The organism is Ewingella sp. AOP8-B2-18 (assembly GCF_052376015.1).
Lineage (GTDB): Bacteria > Pseudomonadota > Gammaproteobacteria > Enterobacterales > Enterobacteriaceae > Ewingella > Ewingella allii.
Genome location: NZ_JBQSVB010000003.1, coordinates 291965 through 312279 on the forward strand (window position 1 = coordinate 291965; position 20315 = coordinate 312279).

Annotated in this window: 18 protein-coding genes; 5 read left to right on the forward strand and 13 right to left on the reverse strand. The window is 54.6% G+C overall.

The features are described from left to right. The first annotated feature begins 749 nt into the window (after positions 1-749). Both ACT3RR_RS09250 and ACT3RR_RS09255 read left to right on the forward strand, forming a co-directional pair. A complete protein-coding gene (locus ACT3RR_RS09250) occupies positions 750-3527 on the forward strand; it encodes a flavocytochrome c (protein ID WP_496200154.1) in 2778 nt (925 codons plus the stop codon). Positions 3528-3591: 64 nt separating this feature from the next. Then, complete coding sequence (locus ACT3RR_RS09255; protein ID WP_496200155.1) at positions 3592-4551, forward strand: FAD:protein FMN transferase; 960 nt, start codon at positions 3592-3594, stop codon at positions 4549-4551. 11 nt (positions 4552-4562) lie between these two features. On the opposite strand, the gene dcuR is transcribed toward ACT3RR_RS09255, so the two are convergent. Both dcuR and ACT3RR_RS09265 read right to left on the reverse strand, forming a co-directional pair. After that, positions 4563-5282: a two-component system response regulator DcuR gene (gene dcuR, locus ACT3RR_RS09260; protein ID WP_353503315.1), complete on the reverse strand. Its 720-nt coding sequence runs from the start codon at positions 5280-5282 to the stop codon at positions 4563-4565. Beyond that, complete coding sequence (locus tag ACT3RR_RS09265) at positions 5279-6910, reverse strand: sensor histidine kinase (RefSeq protein WP_353503314.1); 1632 nt, start codon at positions 6908-6910, stop codon at positions 5279-5281. The genes dcuR and ACT3RR_RS09265 overlap by 4 nt, the downstream gene beginning before the upstream one ends. Positions 6911-7147: 237 nt before the next feature. On the opposite strand from ACT3RR_RS09265, the gene ACT3RR_RS09270 reads away from it, so the two are divergent. Next, positions 7148-8167 (forward strand): sensor domain-containing diguanylate cyclase, encoded by a 1020-nt coding sequence (locus ACT3RR_RS09270; protein ID WP_353503313.1) that lies wholly within the window; start codon positions 7148-7150, stop codon positions 8165-8167. 33 nt (positions 8168-8200) lie between these two features. On the opposite strand, the gene dld is transcribed toward ACT3RR_RS09270, so the two are convergent. The 3 genes from dld to ACT3RR_RS09285 form a co-directional block, all read right to left on the reverse strand. Continuing rightward, the gene (dld, locus tag ACT3RR_RS09275; RefSeq protein ID WP_496200156.1) at positions 8201-9892 is read right to left on the reverse strand and encodes a D-lactate dehydrogenase; all 1692 of its coding nucleotides are present in this window, start codon (positions 9890-9892) and stop codon (positions 8201-8203) included. Between the two features lie 135 nt (positions 9893-10027). Continuing rightward, complete coding sequence (locus tag ACT3RR_RS09280) at positions 10028-10873, reverse strand: oxidoreductase (RefSeq protein WP_496200157.1); 846 nt, start codon at positions 10871-10873, stop codon at positions 10028-10030. Positions 10874-10988: 115 nt separating this feature from the next. Further along, positions 10989-11930 carry a LysR family transcriptional regulator gene (locus ACT3RR_RS09285; protein WP_496200158.1) on the reverse strand — a complete coding sequence of 314 codons (942 nt, stop codon included), beginning with the start codon at positions 11928-11930 and terminating at the stop codon, positions 10989-10991. 279 nt (positions 11931-12209) lie between these two features. Here ACT3RR_RS09285 and fucK point away from each other — a divergent pair, with 279 nt between their 5' ends. Beyond that, complete coding sequence (fucK, locus tag ACT3RR_RS09290) at positions 12210-13610, forward strand: L-fuculokinase (protein WP_496200159.1); 1401 nt, start codon at positions 12210-12212, stop codon at positions 13608-13610. Position 13611: 1 nt separating this feature from the next. On the opposite strand, the gene fucR is transcribed toward fucK, so the two are convergent. Next, on the reverse strand, positions 13612-14313 hold the full coding sequence (fucR, locus tag ACT3RR_RS09295) for an L-fucose operon activator (protein WP_496200202.1): 702 nt from the start codon (positions 14311-14313) through the stop codon (positions 13612-13614). Positions 14314-14584: 271 nt separating this feature from the next. Here fucR and ACT3RR_RS09300 point away from each other — a divergent pair, with 271 nt between their 5' ends. Then, complete coding sequence (locus ACT3RR_RS09300; RefSeq protein WP_496200160.1) at positions 14585-15232, forward strand: L-fuculose-phosphate aldolase; 648 nt, start codon at positions 14585-14587, stop codon at positions 15230-15232. Positions 15233-15283: 51 nt separating this feature from the next. On the opposite strand, the gene ACT3RR_RS09305 is transcribed toward ACT3RR_RS09300, so the two are convergent. From ACT3RR_RS09305 to ACT3RR_RS09335, 7 genes are all read right to left on the reverse strand, one after another. Then, on the reverse strand, positions 15284-16006 hold the full coding sequence (locus ACT3RR_RS09305; protein WP_353503303.1) for an amino acid ABC transporter ATP-binding protein: 723 nt from the start codon (positions 16004-16006) through the stop codon (positions 15284-15286). Further along, positions 15993-16757, reverse strand: coding sequence for an amino acid ABC transporter permease (locus ACT3RR_RS09310; RefSeq protein WP_353503302.1), 765 nt, complete (start codon positions 16755-16757; stop codon positions 15993-15995). The genes ACT3RR_RS09305 and ACT3RR_RS09310 overlap by 14 nt, the downstream gene beginning before the upstream one ends. A gap of 46 nt (positions 16758-16803) precedes the next feature. After that, a complete protein-coding gene (locus ACT3RR_RS09315; protein WP_353503301.1) occupies positions 16804-17571 on the reverse strand; it encodes a basic amino acid ABC transporter substrate-binding protein in 768 nt (255 codons plus the stop codon). 123 nt (positions 17572-17694) lie between these two features. Next, the gene (locus tag ACT3RR_RS09320; protein WP_496200161.1) at positions 17695-18228 is read right to left on the reverse strand and encodes a M15 family metallopeptidase; all 534 of its coding nucleotides are present in this window, start codon (positions 18226-18228) and stop codon (positions 17695-17697) included. Next, positions 18225-19043, reverse strand: a complete 819-nt coding sequence (locus ACT3RR_RS09325) for a gamma-glutamyl-gamma-aminobutyrate hydrolase family protein (protein WP_496200162.1) — start codon at positions 19041-19043, stop codon at positions 18225-18227. The genes ACT3RR_RS09320 and ACT3RR_RS09325 overlap by 4 nt, the downstream gene beginning before the upstream one ends. 182 nt (positions 19044-19225) lie before the next feature. Continuing rightward, a complete protein-coding gene (locus tag ACT3RR_RS09330) occupies positions 19226-19717 on the reverse strand; it encodes a GNAT family N-acetyltransferase (protein ID WP_496200163.1) in 492 nt (163 codons plus the stop codon). A gap of 2 nt (positions 19718-19719) precedes the next feature. Continuing rightward, positions 19720-20031, reverse strand: a complete 312-nt coding sequence (locus tag ACT3RR_RS09335; protein WP_353503297.1) for a type II toxin-antitoxin system TacA family antitoxin — start codon at positions 20029-20031, stop codon at positions 19720-19722. Positions 20032-20315: the final 284 nt, after the last annotated feature.

Here is a 20315-nt window from a genome sequence, read left to right on the forward strand (position 1 = left end):
AACAAGTAGTTGAGAATTCTGAGTACCCAAGATCTCGCGAGCGGCAGGGAGGTCACTGCGGGCTCTTAACGGCTCTGTTGGGTTGATGTGCGTAATAAAGTCAGCGTCTTTTTGATTTTTTTAGTTACTTAACTTTCTTAAGCTATTTAATGGCGGCATTTACGTTGCTCCATTATTGATATTCATTATTTGGTAGGGTTATCCCCCTTAATGGGGAGAAGTTATTTATATAATGCGATTTTCCTGTTTATTACTTTTGATCTGGATCAAGAAAAGCTATTTATATTTTTCTTTTTAATCATGCACAAAAATAAAGGTTAATTTTGGTGGGAGTGATACTAAGTGAAATTAAGATAGGAATTTTAGTATGAAATGCTTGCTCCCGTAATCATTGGTCATACTCTGGGGAAGGGTGTTTGATTTTAGTTTTATGATTTTAAAGGGTTATTTTAATTGATGGCTTGTGTCGGGTTATTGCGTCTCATTCTTGATAAAGCATTTTTTCCTAATTAAATATAAAGCTGGTGAGTGTTTGATTAAATGTGATCATTCTATTTGTCATTTAACAATGCATTAATAAATGCAGCGGTATATTAATAGGTAAATAGTTAAATAACTAAGGTTAGAGATTATGAAACTAAAGAAAGTAATATATTAATACCATGAGAACGGAGACTAACTAAAAAGAATTAATTAATCCGATACCGAATTCACAAAATATTAAACACTTTAGGTTGGAGTTAATTATTATGAAAAATCGCGATCGGTTATTGAGTCCTATTACTCTGCCAAACGGCACCGCGTTGAAAAACCGTTTGCTGATGGCACCGATGACCACCTGCACCGGCTTTTACGACGGCTCAGTCAACAGCGAGCTGGTGGAATACTACCGTGCCCGTGCTGGCAGCATCGGCACGGTTATCGTCGAGTGCTGCTTTATCGACGACAAAGGTCTGGCCTTCCCCGGCGCCATTGGTATCGACACCGACAGCAAAGTGCCGGGGCTGGCTAAAATTGCGCAAGCAATCAAAGAGAAAGGTTCAAAAGCCGTATTGCAGATTTATCACGGCGGCCGCATGACCGAGCCAAAACTGATTGGCGGCCAGTCTCCGGTCGCGCCGAGCGCGCTGGCCGCGCCGCGTGAAGGTGCCGCCACCCCCATCGCGCTGACCACGGAAGAAGTGGACGGCATGATTGCTAAGTTTGGCGAAGGCGTGCGTCGCGCCATTGAAGCCGGATTCGACGGCGTGGAGATCCACGGCGCCAACACCTACCTGATTCAGCAGTTCTTCTCACCAAACTCCAACCAGCGCACCGACCAATGGGGCGGCAGCCGCGAAAACCGCGCCAAATTCCCGCTAGCGGTGCTGGAAATCACCCACCAGATGGCGCAGCAATACGCCGATCCTTCTTTCATTATCGGCTACCGCTTCTCACCAGAAGAGATTGAAGAGCCGGGCATTCGCTTCGCTGACACCATGTACCTGCTGGAAAAGTTGGCGGCGCGCGGTGTGGATTACCTGCACTTCTCCGTCGGCTATACCCTACGTCCTTCGATTGTTGATAGCCAAGATCCAACGCCGCTGATCGACAAATATGTCGCGATGCGCTCTGAGACGCTGGCTAAAGTGCCGGTGATGGGCGTCGGTGGCGTGGTGAATATGGAAGATGCCGAGCTGGCGCTGGAGCACGGTTATGACATGGTGGCGGTCGGCAAAGCCTGCATCGCTTATCCAGATTGGGCGGATCGCATCACCCAAGATAAGAAACTCGAGCTATTTATCGACAGCACCCAGCGCGAAGCTTTGACCATCCCCGAGCCGCTGTGGCGCTTCTCGCTGGTCGACGCGATGATCCGCGACATGAGCATGACGTCGAAAAAATTCAAAGCCGGCGTCTTTAATGAAAAAGTGCAGGACGATACCCATCAGCTGGCGATTAACGTCAGTCTGGAAACCGACCGCATTGCTGATATCGAGCTGGATGCCGAGTCAGAGTTAGACGTAGCTTTCACCACCAGCTTCGACATCATTCGTAGCCGCATTCTGGATGCTAACAGCCCGCACGTGGACGCCGTCACCGGCGCGACCACGCAGAGCGAAGCCGTGAAGAAAGCCGTTTCAAAAGCTATTGCAAAATCCTGCAAAGCCCAACTTTTGGAAGAGGGCGGCAGCCCGTCAGCGCCGCAAAGCTATGACGTGGTGGTGGTCGGCAGCGGCGGTGCCGGTCTGGCCGCGGCAATCCAAGCCTGTGATGAAGGGGCGAAAGTGCTGGTGGTGGAGAAAATGTCCACCATCGGCGGCAACACCATCAAAGCCTCTGTGGGCATGAACGCGGCGGAAACGCGTTTCCAGAAACTCAAAGGCATTGAAGACAGCAAAGAGCTGTTCTACCAAGAGAGCCTGAAAGGCGGCCAGTTCAAGAACAATCAGGTCTTGCTGAGAGAGTTCGTCGAGCGCGCGCCGCAGGCCGTGGAGTGGTTAGCCGAACACGACATCGAGCTGAGTGATATTACCATCACCGGCGGGATGAGCATCGACCGTACTCACCGCCCGGCGGATCGCAGCGCGGTGGGTGGCTTCCTGATTAGCGGCCTGGTGAAGAACCTCAACAAACGCAATATTGACGTGATGCTCGATACCTCGGTGACCCAGATTCGTTATGAGCAGGGCGCAGTGCAAGGCGTCGAGCTGTTAAACGATGAAAACGAAGTGCTGACTATCAATGCTAAAAGCGTAATTGTGGCTACCGGCGGTTTTAGCGCCAACCGCGACATGGTGGTGAAATATCGCCCTGAGCTGGACGGCTTCGTCACCACCAACCACAAAGGCGCAACCGGCGGCGGCATCGCGATTTTGCAGACTATCGGCGCGGATACCGTGGATATGGGCGAAATTCAAATCCACCCAACGGTTGAGCAAACTACCTCTTACCTGATTTCAGAAGCTATTCGCGGCGGCGGGGCGATTCTGGTCAATCAGGCCGGGAAACGCTTCTTTAATGAGATGGAAACCCGCGACAAAGTCTCGGCGCAAATCATCGCCCAGCCGGAAAAATACGCCTACGTGGTGTTTGATGAGCAGGTTCGACTGAACAACAAGGCTGCCGATGAGTATATCGCGCGCGGTTTTGTGATTAGCGCCGAGTCTCCGCGCGAGCTGGCGAACAAGCTGGAGATGGATTTCCACGCCTTCCTCGCCACCCTCGAGACTTACAATGTCGCAGTGGATAAGCAGCACGACGCCGAATTCGGTCGCACCACGGCGATGCGCCATCCGATTAATCAGGGGCCGTTCTACGCCATTCGCATCGCGCCGGGGGTTCATCACACCATGGGCGGCGTGACCATTAACACCGAAACCTGCGTGCTGGATAGCCAGAAGCAGGCGCTGAACGGCGCATTCGCCGCCGGTGAAGTGGTCGGCGGCATCCACGGCGGCAACCGAATTGGCGGTAATGCCGTTGCGGATATCATCATCTTCGGTATTCTTGCAGGACGCAACGCCGCTCGCTTCTCGAGGAAATAACGGCGAATAGCCTGCGTCACCTTCTCGGCGCAGGCTTTATCCACTTGATTGACGAGATAACGCTATGACGCCAGACGATCGAATTTATGCTTACTCCGCCGTGCTGATGGGCTCCCCCATTCTGCTCAAGCTGTTTGAACATAATGAGAGTCTGGCGTCACGCGTTTTCCGGCTGATCAAACAGCAAGAGAACCTCTTCACGGTCAATCGCCCGCACTCTGAAGTGATGACGATAAACCACGCGGCGGGCAGCCACCCGGTGGTGGTTAGCCCGCCGGTTTATGAGCTGATTAAACGCGCCAAGGCAGTGAGTTTGCTCGAAGACAGCCTGTTCAACTTCACTATCGGCCCTGTGGTAAAACGCTGGAAAATTGGCTTTAGCGGCCACAGCGTGCCCGCCGCCAGCGATCTGCAAAGCCTGCTCGCCCTGACCAACCCCCGTGATGTGGTACTCGATGACGCCGCGCGCTCCGTCTTCCTGCAATACGCCGGAATGGAAATCGATTTGGGGGCCATTGCTAAAGGCTATATCGCCGACGTGGTGAGGGATTTCCTGCTGGCCGAGCAGGTGCCGCAAGGGCTGATTAACCTCGGCGGCAATGTCCAGACGCTGGGCGCCAGTGGGGAACAGGGGTGGGGGATTGGGCTGAAAAAGCCGTTTGCCGCCGAAGATGCGCTGCTAGGCGTGATCCACGTCAGCAACAAATCGGTGGTTACGTCGGGCATTTACGAGCGTTATTTTGAGTTGGACGGCCGCCGCTACCACCATATTCTCGACCCGAAAACCGGGTATCCGCTGGATAACGAGTTACAGAGCGTGACGGTGATTTCTGATGATTCCATCGACGGCGATATCTACACCACGCTGCTGTATGGCATGGGGGTAGAAAAAAGCCTCGAGTATCTGCAAGACCTTGCACATATCGAGGCGATTTTTGTCACTAAACAGCGGCAGATTGTCTGCTCATCACAGCGCCAGTTTGGCTTCACGCTGCTGGATAATAGCTACCAGCTGCTGCGCTAATTCCCCAATTACTACTGGCAATACTGTTTTAGCAGGGCGTGATGATCTTCTTGCAGCCGATAGCGATAGACCGGCCTTCCCGTCACCCCGTAGTGAATGCTGGTGAACAGGATATGGCTGTCAGCCAGCCAAATCAGGTATTTACGGCAGGAAACGCGCGAGATATTCACCGAGTGCGCCAGCTCATCGGTGGAGAACTCGGTGTCAGGATGGGCGTCAATCCACTGGCACAGGGTGCGCAGGGTCTGCGGCGTTAAGCCCTTCGGCAGCTTTTTGTTGTCAGACGTGGTCTGCGGCTCGCCGTGTATCAGGCGATCCACGTCAGACTGCTCATAATACTGATGGTGATCCATCAGCGTTTTCTTCTGCTGCCAGTGGGTCAGCGCCTCTTCAAAACGCGGGAACTGGAAAGGCTTGATCAGGTAATCCACCACGCCATAGTTCAGCGACTTCTTAATGGTGGCGGCATCGGCGGCGGAGGAGATCACAATCACGTCGATTGGCCGACCGGCATCGCGCAGTACGGGAAGCAAATCCAGCCCGTTCTCCTGCTGCATATAGACATCAAGCAAAATAAGGTCGATAGGATGTTGAGGATTCAACACCAGATCTTTGGCTTGTTGTAAGGTTGAGGCCACGCCAGTGCAGGTAAACCCTTCAATCTGAGTCACATAACAGCGGTTAAGCTCTGCAACCATGGCATCATCATCGACTATCAGCACATTGATCATGCCGGTTTCCTCTCACTATCCCACGGGAGTTGTACAAAAAATTGGGTGTATACGTCAGGTTCTGACTCAACGCTTATGCTTCCGCCAAGGTTCTCAATTTGCTGTTTCGCCAGGGATAACCCGACGCCGCGCTCTTCACCTTTCGACGAAAACCCTTTCTCAAAAATAGCATCAATATGCTCAGGCGGAATGCCGGGGCCGTCATCGCTGACCACGCCAGCGAGCCAGCCATTCTGGTAATGCAGCAACACGCTTATCTCTCCGTTCGGCTGCTGGCCCAGAGCGTCCAGCGCATTCTCAATCAAATTACCTAGCGCGGTGATCAGCGCCGCCACCTGATCTTCATTGGCATTGTCGGGCAGCAGGCTATCATCGCTGAGCGTCAGCTGATGGTGCATATCCGTGGCGCGTTTCATCTTGCTTAACAAGAAACCGGCAATAACAGGCGATTTGATTTTTAACAGCAACGAGCCAATTTCTGTCTGATAGTTATTGGCCGTTTTGAGAATGTAATCCTCAAGCTTCGTGTAGCTCTTCATGTGCAGTAACCCGAGGATCACGTGCAGCTTGTTCATAAACTCGTGCGAGCGCTCACGCAGCGAATCGGCGTAGTTTACCATGCCGCTCAGGCGCTGCATCAACTGGCTGACTTCGGTCTTATCCCTGAAGGTACAGATAGCGCCGATAATCACCCCATTGCTGCGCACCGGCACGGTATTACTCAGCAGTAAACGGCCTTTGACATTGATCTCTTCATCCTGACGCGGCACGCCAGTTTGCAGCACGTCGTTAAGATTATGGATCAGTGGCTGGGAGCCGCCGATGTTTTCGACATTAATGGAAAACTCGGGGGCGGTTTCGCCAAACAGGTGGCGCGCTTCCTGATTAATCAGCGTCACCCGCGCGTCTTGGTCTACGGCAATCACCCCCTCTTTGATCGACTGTAACATCGCCTGCCGCTGTTCAAAAAGCGTCGATATTTCATAAGGTTCCAGCCCGAACAAGATGCGTTTGAGCATCTTCACCAAGGCGAAGGTCCCCAGTGCGCCGACCAGCGTACCAAACAGCACGGTCCACAAAATGCTCCAGCGGCTCTTATTGATTTGCTCGGTCACTTTGCTGAGGGAAATGCCAATCGCCACCACGCCAATTTGCTTGTGCTGGTCATCATAAACTGGCGTGAACACCCGCAGCGCCTCCACCAACACCCCGTGATTGATCGCCACATTTTCTTTGCCCTGCAAGGCTGGATTGATATCGTCACCAATAAAGCGGCGGCTGATCACCTCTTTATTTGGATGCGAGAAGCGAATGCCGCTCATGTTGGTCACCACCACGAACAGCAGGTCATTTCTCTTCTGCGCCGCGTCGGCAATTGGCTGAATGATGCCGCTGTCCGAAGGCTGAGTCAGCCCGCGCCTGATTTCCGGCAGGTCAGCCAGCGTGCGGGCCACCGCCAGCGCCTTCTCTTTCACGCCGTCGCGGGTGGTATCGCTGACCTGAATAAGATAGAGCAGATGTACAACCAGCAGGACGGAGAGGATCACTGCGCCAATCATCAAAATGACCGACGTCATCAGTTTCATGGGGCGTTTGCGCGTGGCAAAAGGTTGTTTGGTGTCTCTCATTGAAGTCTCAAGGAAAAGTGTCGTTAACCATAGGGGGTAGCTTATGGTCCACGTTTGTCAGCCGAGAGTCTAGCTTGTTACTCTATTGCCGCAAACTGAACGCGAAGCTTTCTCGCCTGATGGCTAAACGATTATTTTTTGCTCAACTCCCGTGTCGAGGGCGCGCAATTTATGTTAAAACGTTCGCTCTCAAAATTCGCACCCGCTCGACTCTCTCCACCAAAGGTTTCATGACATATGACAGATAATCTTCTCGAACGCATTTCGACAGCGTTAGAAGCAGAATATACGCTCGAAGGACTGGTTCGGCAGTTGCTGGAGATGCTCGAGCTGGTGACCAATATGGAGTCCACCTACCTGACTCGTATTGACGAAGATGGCGGGCAGCAGCACATTCTGTTTTCCCGCAATGGCAGCAATATGCATATCCCCGAGGGGCTGTCGGTGCCTTGGGGAGACACCCTGTGCAAGCGCGCGCTGGACGAAGGCCGCCGCTACACCTGCGACGTTGCTGGGATTTGGGGGGATTCAGAAGCCGCGAGGGCGCTGGGGATCACCACTTATGTCAGCACGCCGGTGACGCTGGCCGACGGCTCACTGTACGGTACGCTGTGCGCCGCCAGCTCTGAACACCGCGAATTATCTGAGCGCAGCGAGCAGGTGCTTCAGCTGTTCGCCAACCTGATTGCACAGCAGATCCAGAGCGAGCAGTTGTTGAAGAAGCTGCAGCTCGCTAACGACGCGCTGACCACCGCCAGCTATACCGATGAACTCACCGGCTTACCAAACCGCCGCTCGCTGTTCAATCAGCTGCCGACCCTGTTTTCTCAGGCCCACGCCACTTCGCGCTATGTGCTGATTGCCTTTGCCGATCTGGATGATTTTAAAGAGATCAATGACCTCCACGGCCATGAAGTGGGGGATGATTTTCTGGTGGCGGTGGGAGAGAGGCTGAAAGAGGGCGTGCGCGGCGATGAAGTGATGGCCCGCGTGGGCGGCGATGAGTTTGTGGTCGCGGGGGCCGGGCCGATGGAGTTTAGCGAAGCTCAACAGGCGGCGCAGGCTTTCAAAAAGCGCCTGTCCGAACTGCTGACCGGCGAATATCAGCTGCAATCTTGTCTGATTGATTACGCCGGGCCGAGCATCGGCGCGGTGGCCATCAACCCGACGGACAGCACGCCGGACATGGCGCTGCGCGAAGCCGACGCCCAGATGTATGAAGAGAAAAACCGCCGCAGAAGATGGCGCGTGGCTTAGTCCCTGCAAGCTTCCTACAGCTTTTTTACAACCTTAAACCCGCCAGAACTTCTTCTTACTGGTTTTGCCGACCCCGGCGTTGAAACTGTTGGTTGGGTCAAGCTGGTGCATATGCCGCTCGTAGTCCGGCGAGGCGTGGTACTGGTTGCCGACATTGTGCTCGGCGGGGTATTTCGCCCCGCGCGTTTCGACATACTCCAGCACGCCGTGCTTGAAGGCAGTCGGGTCATAGCCGGGTTTGAGGATGTAATCCTGATGATTGACGAAACAGAAGAAGTGGCCGCAGCAGGACTCCAGCAGCACCTGCTGTTGCAAATGAGCCGGTAGTTTCAGCCGCCATTCGGGGTCGTTGGAGCGCAGCGCCACGTCGAACGCCACCAGACGCTGGTTGATATCCAGCCCCTTGCCTTCGCAATAGTAGACGGTACAGGCCCCGACGCCGAAGCGAATCAAAAACGCATTCTTCTCTTCGGCGCTGCTGCACTCAAAGAATTTACCCTGCCGGCTGGCAAAGAAACTCTGCAAAAGTTCTTTCAGCTCCGGCGCGTCTTTTTGCTCGGTTTTCAGCATCAGGTGATGCTCAAACTGGTGGTGGAAATCCATGATGCGCGGCTCCACGCCGTCTGGCGTGACGCGATTGTAAAGCTGGATCAGGCTGTCAAACGCGTGGTTTGGCAGGATCGGGATGGCGCGAACGATTTTATCAATCTGGTTTTTCTGCGCGAACATTTCGGGGATCTTTGCCGCGCCCTGTTTGCCAATGGCCTTATACACGTGTTTGGCATAGCGAATAGTTAAATCAAAGGCCTGACGGTGAATGTATTCAGCCTGCAACGGCGAGGCTTTAAGGCTTTTTAGCAAGAAGCGGCGCAGCTCCACCAGCTCGGTTTCATCATTGGCGCCAATATAAAACGTCGTCGTGCCACGGCTGCTTTCAAAGGTCGGCAGGCGCACCGAGAACACCGCCAGCTTGCCGCTGGAACCGGCGCTTTCGTGCAGATACTCCGGGTTGCCGTTGTAGCGCGTGGGCTGGTCAGAATCGACATCGCGCAGCTTTTTCTCATAATCATCGGCCCAGATACGCCCCTGCCAGTCCGCCGCGTCGCCGGTGGTGTATTTTTGGCTGACCAGATTGGCGAGGATCTCTTCGGGCGTTTCGCCCAGCTCAATGCCCAAATGGTTAATCAGCTGCAGCTGGCCCTGCTCATCAATGGCGGCATAGAGCGATTTTTCAGTGAAGGCAGGCCCACGGCGGATCAGCGAACCGCCAGAGTTATTGCAGATGCCGCCAATCACCGACGCCCCGATGCAGGAGGAGCCAATCACCGAATGCGGCTCGCGTTGGTAAGGCTTCAGGGCATTTTCCAGCTCGGTGAGGGTCGTGCCGGGGAAGGCTAGCACCTGATTGGCATTATCCAGCAGATGCAAACCGTTAATTTTGCGAGTGCTGATAATCACGATATCGCGGTCATAATCATTGCCGTCCGGGGTGGAACCGCCGGTGACGCCGGTGTTGGAGGCTTGCATCAAAATGATGACATCATGGGCGACGCAGACTTTCAGCAGCTGCCACATCTCTATCAGTGAATTCGGCAGCGCGACGGCCAGCGCCTCGCCCTTGCCGACGCGAAAACCTTTGGTGTAGGGCACTTTGTCGTTGGCTTTGGTCAGCACGTGGCTATGTCCAACCACGTCTTTTAACTGGTTAATCAGAGAGGTAGTCATGATAAATGCTCGTTTTAGTTGATTTTCTTCCTACTGTATCAATTTATGACCAGATTGCATGTGAAAGTCAGCCAAGAAAATGCGCATAAAAAAAGAGGCTCGGGGAGCCTCTTGTCGAAGGGAGTTAGCCAGCGATTATTGGAAATCGGTTGAACGCGAAACGGCTTCCCACTCGCTGAACTCCTGCTGCAAAAACGCCAGCTTTTCGCCAACCAGTTTCACCGCGTCGCTGCCCAGCAGCAGGTGCATCGGCGGGTTTTCCGTGGCGATCAGTTTGAGCATTGCCTGCGCGGCTTTGACAGGATCGCCCAGCTGCTTGCCGCTGTACTCCTGACGGCGCTGGCGCAGCGGCTCGAAAACGTCATCGTAGTCGCTGATGCTGCGCTCGCCGCGGGTCATCGAGCGGCCCGCCCAGTCGGTGCGAAAGCCGCCCGGCTCCACGGCGGTGACGTGAATCCCCAAGCCTTTGACCTCTTTCGCCAGACTTTCCGAGATGCCCTCCAGCGCAAATTTGCTGCCGTGATAGATGCCCAGGCCCGCCATGGTGATAATGCCGCCCATCGAGGTGACGTTGAGAATGTGCCCCGCGCGGCGCTGGCGCATATAAGGCAGCACGCCCTGAATCATCGCCACCGCGCCAAATACGTTGACTTCAAACTGCTGGCGCACGGCGTCCAGCGAAGCTTCCTCCACCAGGCCCTCGTAGCCATACCCGGCGTTATTCACCAGCACGTCAATCGGTCCGACCTCGGCTTCGATATCGGCGATGGTGGCGGCGATAAGCTCATTGTGAGTGACATCAAGCACATAGCCGAAGGCGCTGCCTGGTTTGAGTTGTTCGAACGCCTTGGCGTCCTGCATATTGCGCAGCGTGCCTGCCACTTTGTGGCCCTCTTTGAGCGCCTGCTCGGCCAAGGCGCGGCCAAATCCAGAGGAAACACCGGTGATCAGAAGCGTTTTTGCGGAAGATGAATCTGTCATTTTGCGACCTTATTTATCAGAAGGGATGCCTGTAGAACTCGTTACAGGCTACTCCTCAGGTCGCGGGGCGATAATCCGTATAATGGTTGTCGAGTCATGAAGAAAAACTTCACAATTAGAACTGATGGGCGAAGCTATCTTTGGCGATGGTCGAGCCGGAGGTGGCCAGCTCCTGCTTTAAGAAGTCGATAAACACGCGCAGTTTCAACGACATTTGGCGGCGGTCGGGATAATAGAGGCAAAAACCTGGCACCTGCGGGCACCAGTCGGGAAGGATCGAAATCAGCCGCCCCTCGGCGATCAGGTTTTCCACGTAGCCGCTGATCATCCATGAAACACCCACGCCGTCGAGGGTGGCCTGCATCATCGCCAGCGAGTCGTTGATAATAAAGCGACCATTGACCGGCAGAGTCAGCTCTTCGCCATCTTTGCTCAGGCTCCAGCGTTCGCGCTGGCCGCTGGTGTTGTGGCGGAAAACGATGCAGTCGTGATGCAGTAGATCGGTAGGTTTTTCGGGCATGCCGTGGCGTTCAAGATACTCGGGCGTCGCGACAATATAGGTTTTCAGCGGCGGCCCGAGCGGCACGGCCACCATGTCTTTATCCACCATCGTGCCGAAACGGATCCCGGCATCGAAGGCGCGACCGACAATGTCTACCAGCGCATTTTCGACCATCACTTCCAGCTGGATCCCCGGCCAGGCGTCAAGAAAACGGCGCAAAATCGGCTGAAGAAGAATCAGATGGGCACTGCGGGGAATGTTAATGCGCAGCAGCCCGGTGGGGGTTTCGCCAGACTGGCCAAGTTCTTCGCTGGCTGACACCAACTCCTGCACACAGGGCAGGGCGCGCTCCATAAACTGCTTACCGGCGTCGGTCAGCGACACGCTGCGCGTGGTGCGGTTGAACAGCGTGGCGCCCAGCCGCTGCTCCAAGGTGCGGATTGACTGACTAACGGCAGAAGGGGAAACACCAAGACGCGCCGCCGCCGCAGAGAAGCTGTACTCTTCCGCCACCACGATAAATGACACTATGCCGTCTAACTGATTTTGCCGCATATTTGTTCCTCTGAAGCTCTTGCCCGGCGGCTACTATATCGCTGGCGCAGGCGTCATTACAGCCCCCGATTGAGCATATTGCGCAACACTGCCCGCTTGCCCACCATCGCGTGAAAACGGGCAGAACGCGCGCTGCGATTTTGCCGCTAAATCCCGGTTTTTAGTGATCCTTTTCACAGATTAGCCGCGCAATCACCCGATGAGGCGGGATGCCTCTTTCCAATCTTCCGCGAAGTGATAACCATCCCTACAGAGGATGCGCCGAGGTGAGGGGAAAAGATGCAAAAAGAGATCGTGATTGTTCTGGACTGTGGAGCCACCAATATTCGCGCGATGGCCATCGATAGCCAAGGCAATGTGTTGGCCAGCGCACATGAGCAAAATTTTACGCTGAACTCGGCAGAAAATCCGCTGTGGCACATTTGGCCGCTGGCGAGAATTATGCAAAGCCTCGAAAGCTGCTGCCAGTCGTTGGTGGCCAAGCTGCCCGACCATCCGGTGCGCGCCCTGACCGTCACGGCCTTTGGCGTCGACGGCGCGCTGGTGGACCGTCAGGGCGAGCTGCTTTACCCGGTGATCAGCTGGAAATGCCCGCGCACCGAAGCCGTGATGAACAACATCGATAAATACCTTCCCGCCGCCGAGCTTAAGGCCATTACCGGCATCGCGCCTTACAGCTTCAACACGCTGTATAAGCTGATTTGGCTGCGCGAAAATGCTCCAGACTTGCTCGACCGCGCCCACGCGTGGCTGTTTATGTCGTCGCTGATTAGCTTCCAGCTGACCGGCGAAATGACCACCGAAAGAACCATGGCGGGCACCAGCCAGCTGCTGGACGTCACTCAGGAAGTGTTCAGCCCGCGGCTGCTAAAATTGGTGGGCATCGACGCTTCGCTGTTCCCGCGGATGATTAATGCCGGAGATAAAATTGGCGAATTGCAGCCGCAGATGGCGGCGCGGCTGGGTTTGACGCCGGGCATTCCGGTGATTTCTACCGGCCACGACACCCAATTTGCCCTTTACGGTTCGGGCGTGGGCATCAACCAGCCGGTGCTGTCGTCCGGTACCTGGGAGATTTTGATGGTGCGCTCGGCCAGCATCAACACTCGCCTGCTACAAACTCACCACGCGGCAACCTGTGAGCTGGACAGCGCCCATGGCTACTTTAATCCCGGTTGCCAATATCTGGCTTCCGGCGTGCTGGAGTGGATCCGCAAACTCTATTGGCCTGAGGTGCCCGCGCCGCAGGTTTATGAACAGATGCTGCTGGAGGCCGGGCGTATTCCGGCGGGGAGTGAAGGGGTGACCATGCGCAGCGACCTGATGGGTGATAAGCAGGCCGGGTGGCAGGGCGTCACGCTTTCCACCCAGCGCGGCCATCTCTATCGCTCGGCGCTGGAGGCGCTGTCTATGCGCCTGCGCGAGCAGTTGGCGATGCTGGAGCAGGTGGCCGGATTTAACACTCAGGAGCTGGTCTTAGTCGGCGGTGGCAGCCGCAATGCCCTGTGGAATCAGATAAAGGCTGATACTTTGCAACTGCCGGTGAAGGTGCTGGCAAAGGCGGAAACCACGGTGTCGGGCGCGGCGATGTTTGCCTGGGCGGGAATTGGTGTTTATGGCTCAGCCGACGAGGCGCGCCAGCAGGTCAGCTTCGATTACGATACCTATTATCCCCGTTAAATTATTGGCGGATAACCGTCGTCACGGCCGAAACCTGGCCGATAATCACCTCACCGCTGCGCTCAATTTTGCTGGAATCCACCAGCAAAATGCTTTGCAGGCTCTTCTTCAGCATAAATTTTTTAAACAGCGTGTTGCCGTTATCCGTGTCCCAGATATTGCCGTCGGCATCCACGCCGTCGCAGGAGAAAATGAATAAATCGATGTCGATATTGCGCACCATGTGCAGCGGCGAATCATTAATATAACTGGCGTATTTCCTGTCCAGCGTGCCGCCAGAGCATAAAATCTCAATCTGCGCTTTTTTCTCTAACTCGTGGCAAATTCGGTAGCTGTTGGTGTACACCGTCAGCGGCTGGTCGCGCAGTTTCTTCGCCAAGTGCCAGCAGGTTGAACTGGCATCCAACGCGATGCACATCCCCGGCGTTATCCACTCAATACCTTTATCCGCCAGTAGGCTTTTGCGCTGGGCGTGGCTTTTCGAGCGCGACTCGAAGGCCACGCTCGGGTCGTCGGAGGGGCGTTTCAGGCTTTTGGCTTTACCATACTCCCTCACCAGCAGGCCTTTGAGTTGCAGATATTTGAGATCCCGGCGCAGCGTCTCTTTGCTGACATTCAGTGACTCGGCGAGATCATTGACCCGCAGAGAGGCATTGCCTTTGAGTAAGGCAACAATTTCATCCAGCCGTGCCTGCTTGTTCATCTTCACTGCAACCCCTTATTCGACATTCGGCGGCTCAATAAATGGCACTTTTCGGCCCGCCAAGTCAAGGATGCGCCAACTGCCCGTTTGTCGCAAAGGCGCTGAAAACGGGCGCTGGAGAGGTTTTTCGGCGTGGGTGAAATCGCGCTTTTTTCAGCGATATTTTGAAGACGGTCACACATCCACGCGGCCAACTGTTGCCAGCCGGCATCGCACCAGAAGATAGGCGCAACGTCACCACACCGCAGTTTGCCGCGCCGAGGAAATCACCATGGAAAGAAACGTTATTGCACGCCAGATAATCGACACCTGTCTGGAAATGAGCCGCATGGGCCTGAACCAAGGCACATCCGGGAATATCAGCGTTCGCTTTGGCGACGGCATGCTCATCACGCCGACCAGCGTGCCTTATGAGCAGTTGAGCGAAGATGACATCGTGTTTGTCGACGGGCAGGGCAACGCCGAAGCGGGCAAAACGCCTTCCAGCGAATGGCGTTTCCATCTGGCGATTCTGCAAGCCAAACCGGCGGAAAACGTGGTGTTGCATAACCACGCGGTACACGCCACGGCGGTGGCGATTCTGAATAGAGAGATCCCGGCGATCCACTACATGGTGGCAGCGGCGGGTGGCAAAAAGATCCCCTGCGCGGGGTATGCGACCTATGGCACTCAGGCGCTGTCGGACCATGCGGTGACGGCGTTGACCGGCTATAAAGCCACGCTGTTGCAGCATCACGGCATGATAACCTGCGGGAAAACCTTAGAAAAAGCGCTGTGGCTGGCGCAAGAGATAGAGGTGCTAGCGAGGCTCTATCTGCTGACGCTGGCCGTCACGCCGGAAGTGCCGTTGCTGAGTGATGAAGCCATTGATGAAGTGCTGCGCAAATTCCACGGATATGGCCTGAGCGACGTGGCCTAAACAGCCATAAAAAAGGGCACGCGAGGTGCCCTTTTCCACTATCGGCCGTTATTACAACACCTTACTCAAGAACGACTTGGTGCGCGGATTGGTTGGATTGGTAAACAACTGCTCCGGCGTGCCTTGCTCTTGGATCACGCCCTGATCGATAAACACCACGCGGTCGGCCACTTCGCGGGCAAAGCCCATTTCGTGGGTAACGATCACCATCGTCATGCCTTCCAGCGCCAGCTGTTTCATCACCGCCAGCACTTCGCCAACCAACTCCGGGTCCAGCGCCGAAGTCGGCTCATCAAACAGAATCAACGCCGGTTCCATCGCCAGTGCGCGAGCAATCGCTACGCGCTGCTGCTGACCACCGGACAGGCTGGAAGGCCAGGCGTCGATTTTGTCGATCAGACCGACCTTTTGCAGCAGCTTTTCAGCGCGCGACACGGCTTCGGCTTTCGACAACCCTTTCAGAGACATAGGCGCCATGATCAGATTTTCCAGCACCGTCATGTGCGGGAACAGGTTGAAGCGCTGGAACACCATGCCCACGCCGGAACGCAGCGTGTTCAGGTTGGTTTTCGGGTCGTGCACCGCAAAACCGTTGACCACTACTTCGCCGCCGTTTGGCTTCTCCAGCGCGTTTAAGCAGCGCAGGAAGGTACTTTTGCCAGAGCCTGACGGGCCAATCACGCAGACCACTTCCTGCTCCGCGATATCGCAAGAGATGCCGCGCAAGACGTGAGTTTCGCCAAACTGCTTCTGTAAATCCTTAACGTGAATCACTTTTGCCGAACCTCTTTTCCATGTGTTGAACCAGCAGCGACAGCAGGAACGTCAGTACCCAATAGACTAAGGAGATAGTCAGGTAGGGTTCCCAATAGGTGGCATAAGCGCCGGAAACGGTACGCGCGGCGTAGGCCAGATCAGCCAGCCCGATAGCCGAGGCCAGCGAGGAATCTTTAACGATGGCGATGGCGTTGTTGCCCAGCGGCGGCAGAATGCGGCGAAACGCCTGCGGCAAAATCACTTTGCGCATGGTTTTGCCCCAGCCCATGCCGAGCGCGCGGGACGCTTCCATCTGGCCGTTGTCGATTGACTGAATACCGGCGCGGAAAATCTCCGACACGTAGGCACCGGCGTTTAGGGTGATCGCCACCACGCAGGAGAGGAACGCGCCGTAATCCGACCGCAGAGAGCGAGCGAAGTCCGAGGACATCAGGCCGTTGGCGACTAAAATGCCGTCACGCGGGTTAATAAATAATGGCACCAGTGCGAAGTGCACCACCATGATTTGCACAAACAGCGGCGTACCGCGGAAGGCGCTGACGTAAACGCGCACCGGCCATTGGACCGCGAAGCGCAAAATGAGTTTCCACGGACCATCATCGGCGCGGGCCATGCGACCCAGACCCAATAACAGCCCCCAGGCGGTGCCCAAAATAACGCAAATAATGGTGCATTTGATGGTCATCAACGCGCCCTGAACAAACAGCGGGGCATATTCGGAGATGATCTCCCAACGAAATCCGGTCATGCTTTTCCTTGATTGGGGGCCGATGAAGCCCCCTTTTTATGCGTAATTACTTAGTTGGCAGGGTAGGAACGTTGCTATCGAACCAGTTGGCGTAAATCTTGGCGTAGGTACCGTCGGCAATAATGGTTTTCAGACCGGCGTTGATTTTGCCCAGCAGCTCGGTGTTACCTTTCGCCACCGCGATGCCGAAGTACTGGCGCTGGAATTTGCTGTCCGGAACCAGCTTCAGCGCTTTCTCAGGATGGGATTTGATGTAGTACTTCACCACGCCCACGTCGCCAACCGCCGCGCCGATACCGTCTTCAGACAGCTCTTGCAGCATCAGCGGGGTGTTGTCGAAACGTTTGATATCTGTGCTGTTTTTGCCCAGCTCGTCAGACACCACGATGTCGCCGGTACTGGAGTTAACTACGCCCACTTTCTGGCCTTTCAAAGCCGCGACGGAGTCTACTTTTGAATCCGCTGGCACCACGATGGACTGCTCGGCCGGGAAGTAAGGAGTAGAAAAATCAACCATTTGCTGACGTTTGTCAGTGATAGTGATACCGGAAATGATGATGTCGCGGTCGCCAGAGTTCAGCGTCGCGAAGATACCTTCCCACGGCGTATTCACCAGTTTCACGTTGAAGTTCTCGGCTTTGGCGATGGCTTTAATGATATCAATATCAAAACCTTCCAGCTCTTTCTGGTTGTTTTCATATTCGAACGGACGGTATGTACCACCTGAGCCAACCACGTAGGTTTGCTGTGCCGCGAAAGCAGAAGTGGCGAGAGAGGAAAGCAGGCACCCGGCGAGAATAAAGGACTTAAACATGGTAACTCCTGTTGTGTTTGTTGTTTTATGCACTTAACTTGCATAAAAATACATAAATTGACGAATAGCTTCAACTAAAAACAACGGAGTTTTGTGTATTACATGGCGGGCAAGCGAGGTGGATTAAGGGTTCCAGCACCAATGCCAGGGTTCGTAAATGAAGCCCCAAGGGTTATTCGGCGGGAAGGAGAGGGTGAAACCAAAACGCGCCGCGTTGCCGCTAAGCCAGCGGAAAGCCTCGGTTTCGCCGAAAACGCCGGTGACTTCGTCACAATCGGGGGTATTGATGTCCACCGCACGGCCGGTGTGGTGTTCGCTACAACCGGGAGGGGCCAGCGAGCTGAAAATCTTCTCGGGCGAAAGCCCGGCTTGCAGCTTCTGCTCAATCAGCCCGGATTGATAAGCCACATCGCGCCATGCCGAAATCAGCACAATCTCCACGCCATCCAGCTCGGCGGCGCGCTTCATCGTCAGCCAGGCATCGGCAGCGGGGGCCGTCAGCAGATGGGCTTTGCCGGTTTGGTCCGTCTCGGCAATGACCAGCAGGCTGGGATCGATATCCTCGAAAAACGGCAACGCGCGGTGAGCAATCACCTGTGGGTCAATGCCCAACGCGCGTAAGGCCTGTTCGGTGGTCGCAGCCAGTGGGCGACTCATTCTTCAGCCTTGCCCAGACGGTTCATTGCCAAGGCCATGGCCCGGCCGCTGCTACGCATGTTCTGCTGATAATGGGTGGCGGCGCTGACGAAGGCGGCTAACAGCTGCTGGTCCTGCTCATGCTGCTGATATTCAGGATGCCACTGCACGCCAAGGCAAAAATCGTAGCCTTCGCACTCAATCCCTTCGATCACCCCGTCCGGCGCGACGGCGTTGACCCGGCAACCTTCGCCGACGCTTTTCACCGCCTGGTGGTGGGAGCTGTTGACCTCATAACGAGCAGCCTTCACGCAGCGAGCAAGCAGGGTATCAGCCACAATGTCGACCTGATGGCGGGCGCGCTTTTTGCCGCCAGCGTTCTCAGTATCTACCGTGGTGCTGTGCTCGAGGGCGTCAGGCAGGGCGTCGGGAATGTGCTGATGCAGGGTGCCGCCGGTCAATACCGCCAGCAGCTGTTGCCCACCGCAAATACCCAGCAAGGGCATATTGCGGCGCATTGCCCCTTGGATAATGGCGATTTCGAACTCAGTTCTGGCAGGTTTCAGGCGAATCTGGTCGCTCGACTGCTGCTCGTTAAACAGGGCGGGGGAAACATCAAACGCGCCGCCCGTGACCACGATGGCGTCGCAGAGTGACAAATACTCTTCAGCCAACTCGCCGTGATGAGGGAGCGCCAGAGGAACCGCGCCGTGAGAAGCCAGACTCGCCATATAATTTTGCCGCAGCGCATACCACGGAAAATCGGCATAGCCTCCAGCCTCTTCACTATCAAGTGTCACACCAATAACCGGTTTAGAGGGAAAATTCGCGCTCATAGCTCTCCGCCGAGTTCTGTTATTAACTCAAATTAAAATGATGAGAAAAACACTTTCCCTCAACATATCAACAGGGCGGCGCGTGAAACAATACAAATTATCAATGTTTTTGTTATTTGATATTTGGCTCTGTAATGGGTTCGTTACGCTGGCTGGAAAGGTTGGTTTAGAGTGGGGAAATTTCAAAGGCTGTCTTTGAGATCATTGAGCGTTGCCATCAAAATCATAGGGTCGGTCGGGGAAGGCGTGAAGCCGAGGGACTCATAGAAGGATTTCACTCGATTATTCAGTGCATGGATCACCATTGCACGTATCCCCAATGATTCTGCTGCGACCACTATCTTCAAAATAGCATCACGCACCAGTGCGCTTCCGATACCTTTCCCCTTAATAGCTTGGTCAACACCCAACCTGCCGAGGATCACCACAGGGATGGGATCTGGCATGTTACGTTTAACTTTGCCGGTGCTATGGGCACAAAAAAGAGCACCAGATGAAAGGGCATAAAACGCGACTACTCGGCCCGCGTTGCATACAACAAAAGTTCGTGACGCGCCGCTATATTGGTTGGCAAGAGCGCGTTTTATCAGCCATTCATTCAGGCTGTTTTCCCCACAATCAAAAGCGCGAATACTGTGCTTGTCCGTCAGCGGTACAGGGGCTTCCAATGCCATATTTATTTATCCCAAGGTGCCGGTGTATTCAGTAAAGCGCGCAAGCGATCATTGCTTTTTGCGGGCTGGTCGAGCCGAGCAACGAACTCAGCATAGGCATCTGGATCAACAGATATCATTACCTGATCCAGTAAAGCGGCTTCTGCAGCTTGCATCGCAGCTTCAAGAATAAAATCAGTACGATTTTTACCTTTTACTTCTGCGGCGCGATCAATCAAATCGCGCTCATCGGGATGGATACGCAGGTTCAGCGCTTCCCGTTTGCGCTTCACGTCGTCGCTGCCAGAGACAGCTCGTGTTGGCGTTCGATTCATTTTCTACCTCTCTTTGTTGAGGGTGAAAGTAGCACCACGTAACGCTAATGTCATTACATTTGAGCAAAATGCAGTCTAAAGATATGCTTGTCTAAGAATGTGTCTCAGTTTTAATCAACTTCCCCGTAGTGAAGAAGATGTTAGAATTCCACCCATTCACCCGAAATATACTTTCTTAATTGTTAACGCAATCTTTGCGTAGTCCTAAAACAGCCGCAGGTATTTTTCGGGATAATAAATGCCGGGTAACGGAACTCTCTGGTTGAAGGATCGTTTTCAGCTGC